Source organism: Streptomyces sp. NPDC046881, from assembly GCF_040645015.1.
GTDB lineage: Bacteria > Actinomycetota > Actinomycetes > Streptomycetales > Streptomycetaceae > Streptomyces.
Genome location: NZ_JBEYXJ010000008.1, coordinates 50,408 through 56,989, shown reverse-complemented (window position 1 = coordinate 56,989; position 6,582 = coordinate 50,408). Strand labels below are relative to the sequence as shown.

At 75.9% G+C, this 6,582-nt stretch carries 8 protein-coding genes; 1 reads left to right on the top strand and 7 read right to left on the bottom strand.

All coding sequences use genetic code 11. From position 1 onward, the window contains the following. The 7 genes from ABZ923_RS06620 to ABZ923_RS06590 all read right to left on the bottom strand — a co-directional run. Positions 1-184, bottom strand: a 184-nt coding sequence (locus ABZ923_RS06620) for a hypothetical protein (RefSeq protein WP_361467608.1), incomplete at its 3' end; no start/stop codon positions are given. Between the two features lie 155 nt (positions 185-339). Beyond that, positions 340-579 carry a hypothetical protein gene (locus tag ABZ923_RS06615; RefSeq protein WP_361467606.1) on the bottom strand — a complete coding sequence of 80 codons (240 nt, stop codon included), beginning with the start codon at positions 577-579 and terminating at the stop codon, positions 340-342. Positions 580-706: 127 nt separating this feature from the next. Then, positions 707-1,219 carry a tRNA (adenosine(37)-N6)-threonylcarbamoyltransferase complex ATPase subunit type 1 TsaE gene (gene tsaE / locus ABZ923_RS06610; RefSeq protein WP_361467604.1) on the bottom strand — a complete coding sequence of 171 codons (513 nt, stop codon included), beginning with the start codon at positions 1,217-1,219 and terminating at the stop codon, positions 707-709. Then, positions 1,185-2,444 (bottom strand): alpha/beta hydrolase, encoded by a 1,260-nt coding sequence (locus ABZ923_RS06605; protein ID WP_361467602.1) that lies wholly within the window; start codon positions 2,442-2,444, stop codon positions 1,185-1,187. Before ABZ923_RS06605 ends, tsaE begins: the two co-directional genes overlap by 35 nt. Positions 2,445-2,535: 91 nt before the next feature. Further along, positions 2,536-3,699: an alanine racemase gene (gene alr, locus ABZ923_RS06600; RefSeq protein ID WP_361467599.1), complete on the bottom strand. Its 1,164-nt coding sequence runs from the start codon at positions 3,697-3,699 to the stop codon at positions 2,536-2,538. Positions 3,700-3,782: 83 nt separating this feature from the next. Beyond that, positions 3,783-5,216, bottom strand: coding sequence for an NAD(P)H-hydrate dehydratase (locus tag ABZ923_RS06595; RefSeq protein ID WP_361467596.1), 1,434 nt, complete (start codon positions 5,214-5,216; stop codon positions 3,783-3,785). Positions 5,217-5,270: 54 nt separating this feature from the next. Then, entirely contained in the window at positions 5,271-5,642 is a 372-nt protein-coding gene (locus ABZ923_RS06590; protein ID WP_361467594.1) for a holo-ACP synthase, read from the bottom strand. A 75-nt stretch (positions 5,643-5,717) separates the two neighbouring features. Between ABZ923_RS06590 and ABZ923_RS06585 the strand changes: the two genes are divergently transcribed. After that, positions 5,718-6,500: an SDR family oxidoreductase gene (locus ABZ923_RS06585; protein ID WP_361467592.1), complete on the top strand. Its 783-nt coding sequence runs from the start codon at positions 5,718-5,720 to the stop codon at positions 6,498-6,500. The last annotated feature ends 82 nt before the right edge of the window (positions 6,501-6,582 follow it).

Here is a 6,582-nt window from a genome sequence, read left to right as displayed (position 1 = left end):
TCCACCGGGAAGGGCCGCGACGTGCCGCCGGCCGGGTCGCAGTGATCCGCCAGTCGCCCAGCCGCTCCACCGGGAAGGGCCGCGACGTGCCGCCGGTCGAGGCGCGGCGATCCGCCAGCCGCTCCACCGGAGGCCGCGAGGTGGGTCGGGTCGCGGTGATCCGCCAGTCGCCCAGCCGCTCCACCGGGAAAGGCCGCGACGTGCCACCGGTCGGGTCCCGGCGATCCGCCAGTCGCCCAGCCGCTCCACCGGGAAAGGCCGCGACGTGCCACCGGTCGGGTCCCGGCGATCCGCCAGTCGCCCAGCCGCTCCACCGGAAAGGCCGCGACGTGCCACCGGTCAGGTAGCGGTGATCCGCCAGTCGCCCAGCCGCTCCGCCGGGAGGGCCGTGAGGTGTCGTCGGTCGGGTGCCGCGTCGTCGCGGGCGGTCGCGGCCGCGCGGCGGCAGCCGTGGGCCGGCTCCGCGCCCTTGCGGGGGCGCTCCGGCTCCGGGGGCCGCGAGACCGCGTTCGCCGCGGCGCACGAGGCCAGCAGGTCGCGCATGGAGACCACGGCGGGCCCAGGCTGTACTGCGGGCATGGAACGCCTCCTGGAGCGCGGGGGCGGGGCGGGGTTAGGTATGCCTAACCACGGGGTGACTCCCATGTGACCACGCCCGGGATGCCCTGCGCAATACGGTGCCGACAGCTTGTCGGGATCCGCGGGCTCAGCCGGACAGCGTCTCCAGGCCGGCCTCGGACCAGCGCTCCCCCAGCCCCGTGACCGTCACGTGCCGTACCTCGTCGGTGGTGTCGCCGACCGCGCGGTGGATGACGACCTGCAGCCGGTCCTCGGTCAGCTCCTCGACCTTGCCCTCGCCCCACTCCACGACGATCACCGAGTCGGGCAGCGAGACGTCGAGGTCCAGGTCCTCCATCTCGTCCAGGCCGCCGGAGAGCCGGTAGGCGTCGACGTGCACCAGGGGCGGGCCGCCGCCGAGGGACGGGTGGACCCGGGCGATCACGAAGGTCGGCGAGGTGACCGCGCCACGCACGCCGAGGCCCTCGCCGAGCCCGCGGGTCAGCGTGGTCTTGCCCGCGCCCAGCTCCCCGGTGAGCATGACCAGGTCGCCCGCGCGCAGCAGTTTGGCCAGCCGGCGGCCCAGTTCCCGCATCTGCTCCGGGGAGGTGACGGTCAGCCGGGTCTCAGTGGGGTCGTGCGGTGCTGCTGGTGCTTCCATAGCCACTTACCGTAGCTCCTGCCGGCACCGCGCCCGCGCGGGTGAGCAGGTCGGCGAGGCGGTCGGTGACCACTTCCGGGTGCTCCAGCATCACCAGGTGCCCGGCGTCCGGCACGAGGACCAGCTCGGCGTCGGGCAGCAGGTCGGCGATGGCCTCGCTGTGCTCGCTGGGCGTGACCAGGTCCTGCACGCCGGCCAGCACGAGCACCGGCATGTCCCGGAAGCAGGCGAGCGCCCCGGTCTTGTCGTGGTCGGTGAAGGCCGGGTAGAACTCGGCGACCACGTCGATCGGGGTGGACTCGATCATCCGCTCGGCGAACCGCTCCACGGCCGGGTCGACGTCCCGCCCGGCGAACGAGTACCGCTTGATGATCCCGGCGAACAGGTCGGCGGTGGCCCGGCGCCCCTTCTCCACCAGCTCCGCCTGCTGCCCGAGGGCCTTCAGCACCCCGGGGAGGATCCGGCGCACCGCGTTGACGCCGGCCACCGGGAGCCCGAAGTTGACCTCGCCGAGCCGTCCGGACGACGTGCCCACGAGGGCGGTGGCGACGACCCGGTCCCGGATCAGCTCCGGGTACTCCGAGGCGAGGGCCATCACGGTCATGCCGCCCATGGAGTGGCCGACCAGCACGAGCGGCCCCTCCGGTGCGGCGGCGTCGAGGACGGCCTTGAGGTCGCGGCCGAGCTGGTCGATGGTGAGGGGCGTCCGATCCCGGGTCTGGGCCACGCCCCGCCCGGACCGGCCGTGGCTGCGCTGGTCCCAGTGCACGGTCCGCACGACCCCGCGCAGGGCCGCCCGCTGGAAGTGCCAGGAGTCCTGGCTGAGGCAGTAGCCGTGGCAGAAGACGACGGTGACCGGGGCGGGCGCCTTGCGGCCGAAGAGCCTGCGCCGGCGGGGGGAGACGTTCGGGCCGAGGTCGGGCTCGACCTCGTCGACCTCGTAGTACAGCTCGGTGCCGTCGTCGGCGTACGCCTTGCCGGGGATGCCGCGCAGGGTGCCGTAGGGGCCCGCCGAGTCCAGCGCCAGCCGTGCCTTCCTGCGCATCCCGCGGCCCACCGTCATCCGCTCGATGGCGACACCGGCCGCCGCGCCGGCGGCGAGCACGCCTATCGCGGCACCGGCGATGCCGGTCGCCCTGCGCCAGCTCCCGGCCGCCCCCGCGGCGGAGGCGGCGGCCGCCGCGGCGACGACGTCCGCCACGGCCTCCGCGCTGCTCTCGCTCACGTACCGCTCCTCTTCGCCGTACTGCAGTTCGCCTGGACGGGTGTCGCTGCGGAACGGTTACCCGACTTCTTTCCTGTTCAAGGAAACGCGTTCACACAGACCCGTTCACATAGACGCGGGGAACGCGCGTTCCGATGCGTGTGACGATCTCGTACGCGATCGTGCCGCAGGCCTGGGCCCAGTCCTCGGCGGTGGGCTCGCCCCGGTCACCGGGTCCGAACAGCACCGCCTCGCTGCCCACCGGGGGCTCGTCGCCGCCCAGGTCCACCACGAACTGGTCCATGGCGACCCGCCCGGCGATCGTCCGCCACTTGCCGTCGACCAGCACCGGGCCGGTGCCCGAGGCGTGCCGCGGAACGCCGTCCGCGTACCCGACCGGCACCAGGCCGAGGGTGGTGTCGCCGGGGGTGACGTAGTGGTGGCCGTAGCTCACGCCGTGGCCGCCCGGGGTGCGCTTGACCAGGGCCAGCGAGGCGCTGAGCGTCATCACCGGGCGCAGCCCGAGGTCCGCGGGGGTGCCGAGCTCCGGGCTGGGCGAGACGCCGTACACGGCGATGCCCGTGCGGACCAGGTCGAAGTGGGACTCGGGCAGGGTGAGGGTGGCCGGCGAGTTGGCGATGTGCCGCACCTCGGGCCGTACGCCCCGCTCCTCGGCGTACGCCGTCATCTCCCGGAACCGGGCGAGCTGGGCGGCGATGGACGGGTGTCCCGGCTCGTCGGCGCACGCGAAGTGCGACCACAGCCCGGTGATCCGGACCAGGCCCTCGGCCTCCGCGCGCAGGGCCGCGGCGACCAGTTCGGCCCAGTCCTCGCCGGGCTGGCAGCCGTTGCGGCCGAGTCCGGTGTCGGCCTTGAGCTGCACGCGCGCGGGGCGCCCCGCCGCCCGGGCGGCCTCGACGACCTCGCGCAGGGCCCACAGGCCGCTCAGCGAGACGTCGATGTCGGCCTCGATCGCCTGCCGCCAGGGGCCGCCCGGCACCCACAGCCAGCACAGGATGCGGCCGGGCAGCCCGGCCGCGCGCAGCGCGAGGGCCTCCTCGGCCGTGGCCGTGCCGAGCCAGGTCGCGCCCGCGGCGAGGGCCTCGCGGGCGCACGGCACCGCGCCGTGGCCGTACGCGTCGGACTTGACGACGGCCATCACGGCGGCGCCCCGCGCCCGGGCGCGCAGGGCCCGCACATTGGCGCGCAGGGCGCCCAGATCGATCTCGGCGCGGGCGCGCAGGGCGGCGGTCGGCTCAGCTGCTGTCTCACTCATGGCGCCCCCAGTGTCTCAGAGGCCGCCGCCGGCCCCCGGGCGCCGCCCCTCCGAGCCCGCCGGCGGCTTCGCCGGCCGGCGGGTCAGGCGCGTACGTTGCGCCAGGCCTGCGGGAGGTGTGACGCGACGTCATGGGCGCCCGCGGGTGCGCCGGCGGCGGCGAGGCGGCCCGCCAGGCCGTGGAGGTACGCGGCGACGCTGCCCGCGTCCAGCGCGTCCAGCCCCGCCGCCAGCAGGGACCCGGCGAGCCCCGACAGCACGTCGCCGCTCCCGGCGGTGGCCAGCCACGGCGTCCCCGTCGGGTTGACCCGCACCGGCCCGCCCGCCGGCCCGGCGACCAGCGTCGTCGACCCCTTCAGCAGCACCGTCGCCCGGTACCCGGCCGCCAGTTCCCGCACCGCCGCCAAGCGGGCGCCCTCGACCTCCTCCCGCCGCACGCCCAGCAGCGCGGCGGCCTCCCCGGCGTGCGGAGTCATCAGCGTCGGTGCCGTACGCCGCCGTACCGCGTCCCGCTCGGCCAGCCGCAGCCCGTCCGCGTCCAGCAGCACCGGCACGTCCGCCTCCAGCACCTCGGCCACGCTCTCCGCGTCGTCCCCGGCCCCGGGCCCGGCCACCCAGGCCTGCACCCGCCCGGCCTTGGCGGGCCCGGCGTCGGACACGAGGATCTCCGGGAAGCGCGCGATGACCGCGGCCCCGGCCGGCCCGACGTACCGGACGGCCCCGGCTCCGCCCCGCAACGCCCCGGACACCGCCAGCACGGCCGCCCCCGGGTACCGCGCCGAGCCCGCGGCGATCCCGACGACACCCCGCCGGTACTTGTCGCTCTCCGCCGCCGGCGCCGGCAACAGCCGTGCCACGTCGGCATGTTGCAGCGCCTCCAGCTCGATGTCGGCGGGCGGCGGCTCCAGCCCGATGTCGACGAGCCGCACCACCCCGGCGTACTCCCGCGCGGGATCCACCAGCAGTCCGGGCTTGTACGCGCCGAAGGTGACGGTCAGATCGGCCCGCAGCGCGGCCCCCCGCACCTCCCCGGTGTCCGCGTCCACCCCGCTGGGCAGGTCCACCGCCACCACCGCCGCCCCGGACCGCGCCACCACCCCGGCCAGCCGCTCGGCGTCCGGCCGCAGCCCGCCCGTGCCGCCGATCCCGACGATCCCGTCCACCACCAGGTCGGCCCGCAGGACCGGTTCCTCGGCCCGGTCCGCGGCGACGACCGTGCCGCCCGCCCGCCGCAGGGCCGCCAGCCCCCCGCCGTGGGCCCGTTCGGGCGTCAGCAGCACGGCCGTCACGCCGGCGCCGCGCCGGGCCAGCCGGGCCCCCGCGTACAGGGCGTCCCCGCCGTTGTCCCCGCTGCCGACGAGCAGCACCACCCGGCTGCCGTACACCCGCCCGAGCAGTTCGGCGCAGGCGGCGGCCAGCCCGGCGGCGGCCCGCTGCATCAGCGCACCCTCCGGCAGCCGTGCCATCGACGCCCGCTCGGCCGCCCTTACCGTCTCCACGCTGTACGCAGTACGCATGGCACCGAGTCTGCCCCGCAACCCCCACCGCCCACACCCGGGGCCGCGGACCGGTCAGCCCTCGGCGATCACCACGGCCGAGGCCACGCCCGCGTCATGACTGAGCGACACGTGCCAGGCCCGCACGCCCAGCTCCGCCGCCCGCGCGGCCACCGTGCCCTTCACCCTGAGCCGCGGCTGCCCGCTGTCCTCCACGTACACCTCGGCATCGGTCCACTGCAGCCCGGGCGGCGCGCCCAGCGCCTTGGCCAGCGCCTCCTTGGCGGCGAACCGGACCGCGAGCGAGGCGATCCCGCGCCGCTCCCCGCTGGGCAGCAGCAGTTCGCTGGTCACGAACAACCGGTCGGCCAGTCCCGGCGTCCGCTCCAGGGACGCCCGGAACCGGTCGATCTCGGCGACGTCGATGCCCACCCCGATGATGCTCATGGCGAGCACCCTACGACTCCGGCGGAGCGGGATCCGGCGACACCACGTCGGCCGCCCGCGCTCTAGGCTTCCGGCATGGTCTCGTCGCACGCCTATCTCTCCGGCCTCTTCTCCCTGGACGGCCGCACCGCCGTGGTGACCGGCGGGAGTTCCGGTATCGGACGGGCCGTCGCGGGGGCGCTGGCGCGGGCCGGGGCGAGCGTGGTGGTCGTGGCCCGCCGGCCGGCGGAACTGGCGGCCACGGTGGACGAGTTGACGGCCGACGGCTGCCGTGCGGCCTGGGTAGCCGGGGATCTGGGGTCGCGGGAGGGCGTGCGTGCGGCGGCCGAGGAGGCCGCGGCCGTCTTCGGCGAGCCCGACGTCCTCGTCAACTCGGCTGGAATCAATCTCCGGCCGCCGATGGGCGAGTTGGGCGAGGACGTGTGGGACGCCACGATGGCGGTGAACCTGGAGGCGCCCTTCCTGCTGGGGCAGCGGTTCGGTCCGGGCATGGCCGAGCGCGGCTTCGGCCGGATCATCCACATCACCTCCCAGCAGGCCCACCGCGCCTTCGTGCACAGCGGCGCCTACGGCGTCTCCAAGGGCGCGCTGGAATCCCTGGCCCGCTCCCAGGCCGAGGCCTGGTCGCCGTACGGGGTCACCTGCAACACGCTGGTGCCGGGGTTCGTGATGACCCCGCTCAACCGGCGGCTGTCGTCCGACCCGGAGCGGGTGGCGGCGCTGGCCGCGCGCACGATGACCGGCCGCAACGGGCTCGCCGAGGACTTCGCGGGCGCGGCGGTGTTCCTGGCGAGCCGCGCCTCCGCCTACGTCACGGGCCAGTCGATCCACGTGGACGGCGGCTTCTCCGTGCACTGAGCACAACCCCAAGATCGGCCAAGTCCGCCGCTCCCGTAGTCTTCCTGGCGACCGGCGGCCGTCCTCGGACGGCCGCCTCGCA

Bases quoted from the DNA above. Each gene is read 5' to 3' on its own strand.
- ABZ923_RS06615 (WP_361467606.1), bottom strand. From the start codon at position 579: ATGCCCGCAGTACAGCCTGGGCCCGCCGTGGTCTCCATGCGCGACCTG.
- ABZ923_RS06590 (WP_361467594.1), bottom strand. From the start codon at position 5,642: ATGAGCATCATCGGGGTGGGCATCGACGTCGCCGAGATCGACCGGTTC.
- alr (WP_361467599.1), bottom strand. From the start codon at position 3,699: ATGAGTGAGACAGCAGCTGAGCCGACCGCCGCCCTGCGCGCCCGCGCC.
- tsaE (WP_361467604.1), bottom strand. From the start codon at position 1,219: ATGGAAGCACCAGCAGCACCGCACGACCCCACTGAGACCCGGCTGACC.
- ABZ923_RS06585 (WP_361467592.1), top strand. From the start codon at position 5,718: ATGGTCTCGTCGCACGCCTATCTCTCCGGCCTCTTCTCCCTGGACGGC.
- ABZ923_RS06595 (WP_361467596.1), bottom strand. From the start codon at position 5,216: ATGCGTACTGCGTACAGCGTGGAGACGGTAAGGGCGGCCGAGCGGGCG.